This is a genomic window from Pseudoxanthomonas sp. LjRoot204_2, from assembly GCF_056175765.1.
This window is the reverse complement of sequence record NZ_JBGFFG010000424.1, coordinates 1-2,771: the sequence shown is the minus strand read 5'-3', so window position 1 is coordinate 2,771 and position 2,771 is coordinate 1. Positions and strand designations below refer to the sequence as shown.

The following is a 2,771-nucleotide window of genomic DNA, read 5'->3' as shown; positions in this document are numbered from 1 at the left end:
GTGCGGAACCGCCCGGTGGGGTCGGTTCTGGAGGGCGTGCTAGGGGTTCCCATGGCCCACGCGGCGTCCGCGGAGGTTAATAACAGGTTAACACGATAGGACCATTTTGTGACCGCGGCATGACAATATTCCGCACCGCAGCATGACACTGCAGCGACTCGCGGAAGGCACGCGTCAGCCCCGCTGGCAACAGGCCCGGAGACCCGCCGTCATCAGATGTTGGGCGGGGTCAACTTCAGGTAGGTGCCCACCCCATCGAGCACCATTTGGACGGAAATGGCGACCAGAAGCATGCCCATTAGCCGCTCGATCGCGGTCAGCACGCTCCTGCCCAGCCACTTGTACAGCACGGTCGCGGAGAACAGGATCACCGCGGTGGCACCCCAGGCCAGCAGCAGGGCCAGGCTCCAGTCGCCAAGACGGGACGGGTCGTTGCTGCCCATCAACATCACGGCGGCCATGCCCGAGGGGCCGGCCACCAGCGGGATAGCCAGCGGCACGATGAAAGGCTCGCCGCCGGGGAGTTCGCCCATTAACCCCTCGGGACGCGGGAAGATCATCCGCACGCCGATCAGGAACAGCACGATGCCGCCGGCGATCGCCACCGACTCCTGCCGCAGGTGCATCATTTCGAGCGCGTACTTGCCGCACCACAGGAACAGCATGAGTACCGCGAGCGCGATCAGCAGTTCGCGCACCACGACGATGCGCTGGCGACGCGGCGGCAGCGGCTTGAGCACGCTGAGGAACACCGGGACGTTGCCCAGCGGATCCAGGATCAGGAACAGCAGCAGGGCCGCCGACAGGACGGTCATGCCCGTACCTTCCATATCTGCCCCCTGTGCGTGGCGCCTGCCGATGACAGCAGGGTGACACAGGCGGAGGCGTATTCCTTCGCCTCRCACGCCTGCGCGTCGGTGTCGTCGGCGTACGCGCGCGCGCGGAGCCCGGTGCGCATCGGCCCCGGCTGCAGCGCGGACACCCGCACGGGGCTGGTGGCCAGTTCGGCATGCAGCATGCCGACCAGCGATGTCAGCGCATGCTCGGCCACGCCGTAAGCGCCCCAATAGGCCTGCCCGACACGCGACAGGTCGTCGACACTGAAGACCACAGCCRCGTCGGCCGACTGCTTGAGCAGGGGCAGGCAGGCCTGCGACAGCCACCAGGGCGCAGTGAGGTTCACATGCACGACGCGCGCGAATGCCGCCGGATCGGTGTGTTCGAGCGGGGTCAGCCCCTTGAACTCGGCCGCGCAATGCAGCACGCCGTCCAGCCGGCCCAAGCCAGCATGCAGGCGATCGGCGAGTTCTGCATAGTCGTCGGGCGTGGCACCTTCGAGGTCCAGCGGGTAAAGCAGCGGTTCCGCACCGACTTGGGCCACCGCGTCGTACACGCGGTTCAACTTGGGCACCTTGCGTCCGAGCAGTACCACGGTGGCGCCCGCCTCAGCACACGCCACCGCTGCGGCACTGCCCAGGCCACCATGGGCACCGCTGACCAGCACGACGCGCTGATCGAGCGCACGCGGCGCGCGCGTGGGGAGGCCGACCAGACTCACGGAGCGAAGGCCTCGGTCACGATCCGCCGCAACTCTCCGGATTCGTGCAGTTCCAGGGTGATGTCGCAGCCGCCGATCAGTTCGCCATTGATGAAGAGCTGGGGAAAGGTCGGCCAATTGGAGAAGCGCGGCAGGTTCGCACGGATCTCCGGCTCCTCCAGCACGTTGATGACGTGCAGGTGTTCGGCACCGGCATCGCGCAGCGCATGCACGGCACGGCTGGAGAAACCGCACATCGGGAACTGCGGCGTGCCCTTCATGAAAAGGACGATCGGGTGGCCATCCACTTCGGCCTGGATGCGTTCCATCACCGGCATGCTGATTTCTCCTTCCTTGACGGTTTGGCAACCACCGTCGGGTACACTTTCGGTCCGTTCCGCCGGCTGCGCCTGCGGATTGCATAGTGTAAGCCTTTGCATCGCCCACCGATGCCGGGCATCCCCCTTTGACCCGCCTAGCGTAAGGAACCGAGCCATGGCCATCGAACTGCCCCCCCTGCCCTACGACCGCACCGCGCTGGAGCCGCACATTTCCGGCGAAACGATCGACTTCCACTACGGCAAGCATCACAAGACCTACGTCGACAACCTCAACAAGCTGATCGAGGGCACCGAGTTCGCCGATGCATCGCTCGAGGACATCGTGCGCAAGTCGCAGGGCGGCATGTTCAACAACGCCGCGCAGGTGTGGAACCACACCTTCTACTGGAACTGCCTGAAGCCCAACGGCGGCGGAGAGCCAGGCGGCAAGCTGGGCGAACTGATCAACAAGGCGTTCGGCGATTTCGCGAAGTTCAAGGAAGAGTTCACCAAGACCGCCATCGGCACCTTCGGTTCCGGCTGGGGCTGGCTGGTGCAGCGTCCGGACGGTTCGCTGGCGCTGGCCAGCACGTCGAATGCGGCCACCCCGCTGACGGGCGAAGACAAGCCGCTGCTGACGATCGACGTGTGGGAGCACGCCTACTACATCGATTATCGCAACGCGCGTCCGAAGTACGTTGAATCGTTCTGGGCCCTGGTCAACTGGGACTTCGTGGCCGGCAACCTGCGCTGATCGCGGGCGCCTGCACGCTTCGGAAACGGCCGGGGAAACCCGGCCGTTTTTTTTTGCGACGCTGGCTGGCCGATGAATGCGGCGAGGCCACGCGTCAACAACGGCGCGTGCGCGGGCGTTCCAGGAGCCGTGGTCCCAACCCCGAGGAGAACACCATGGC

Annotated in this window: 4 protein-coding genes; 1 reads left to right on the top strand and 3 read right to left on the bottom strand. The window is 65.7% G+C overall.

The features are described 5' to 3' along the window. Positions 1–212: 212 nt before the first annotated feature. From AC04L7_RS15920 to grxD, 3 genes are read right to left on the bottom strand one after another with little or no spacing between them, the layout of a single operon-like run. The gene (locus tag AC04L7_RS15920; protein ID WP_299346323.1) at positions 213–815 is read right to left on the bottom strand and encodes a YhgN family NAAT transporter; all 603 of its coding nucleotides are present in this window, start codon (positions 813–815) and stop codon (positions 213–215) included. After that, a complete protein-coding gene (locus AC04L7_RS15915; RefSeq protein ID WP_475513388.1) occupies positions 812–1,558 on the bottom strand; it encodes an SDR family NAD(P)-dependent oxidoreductase in 747 nt (248 codons plus the stop codon). Before AC04L7_RS15915 ends, AC04L7_RS15920 begins: the two co-directional genes overlap by 4 nt. Then, entirely contained in the window at positions 1,555–1,875 is a 321-nt protein-coding gene (gene grxD / locus AC04L7_RS15910; protein ID WP_296278784.1) for a Grx4 family monothiol glutaredoxin, read from the bottom strand. The genes AC04L7_RS15915 and grxD overlap by 4 nt, the downstream gene beginning before the upstream one ends. A gap of 157 nt (positions 1,876–2,032) precedes the next feature. Between grxD and AC04L7_RS15905 the strand changes: the two genes are divergently transcribed. Then, positions 2,033–2,611 carry a superoxide dismutase gene (locus AC04L7_RS15905; protein ID WP_296278785.1) on the top strand — a complete coding sequence of 193 codons (579 nt, stop codon included), beginning with the start codon at positions 2,033–2,035 and terminating at the stop codon, positions 2,609–2,611. The last annotated feature ends 160 nt before the right edge of the window (positions 2,612–2,771 follow it).